The organism is Erwinia sp. MYb416 (assembly GCF_037479575.1).
In the GTDB taxonomy this organism is placed as follows: domain Bacteria; phylum Pseudomonadota; class Gammaproteobacteria; order Enterobacterales; family Enterobacteriaceae; genus Erwinia; species Erwinia rhapontici.
Genome location: NZ_JBBGYT010000225.1, coordinates 1 through 611, shown reverse-complemented (window position 1 = coordinate 611; position 611 = coordinate 1). Strand labels below are relative to the sequence as shown.

Genomic DNA, 611 nt, shown 5'->3' with positions numbered 1-611 from the left:
CGATATTCCTTCCCTGTCGTACAGGGAGGTATATTTGTAAAAAATCCATCTATTTTTTTACAAATAGTCCATAAAGAAATTTACATTTGCATAAAAATCACTAGCTTTAATTTTTCTTCTGTCAGAGATTAGTAAGTCAGTAAATTTTTCTCATCATGACCATTGACTATATGATAGTCAGATGCAGGCTCTCATGACGTTACCGAAAAAATGGTGAACGACGGCTCCGAGAAGCACCGATAAACGTCATATTCGCGCGTTGGTAAGGTATACCTGGGTGGGTCATGCATTCCAGATAACACCTGGTCAACTTGGTGGTAAAGGGTTTTGTTATCACCGGCTCTGTCTTAGCAGGCTGTGTTACTGCGGTCTTTGCTAACGCAAGTTTTAAAAAAATAACCCCGGTAATACAGCATACCCATTGGCATAATTCCATGAGGCATACTTACCAGGGTTAATATGCTTAAAACAGATTTCTTAACGCCATTAAAATTACTGGTAATCAATCTTGAAGTTAACTGATGACTGGAATGTACCTGGCGTCACATCGGTATCGCCATTTGCTTTAACATAGGCAACAAATGGAATTTTAACAGCGCCGTCCACCAGGT

At 39.6% G+C, this 611-nt stretch carries 1 pseudogene; it reads right to left on the bottom strand.

The annotated features are described in order from the left end of the window. Positions 1-492: 492 nt before the first annotated feature. A pseudogene (locus tag WH277_RS02060) lies at positions 493-611 on the bottom strand (fimbrial protein); the annotation flags it as partial.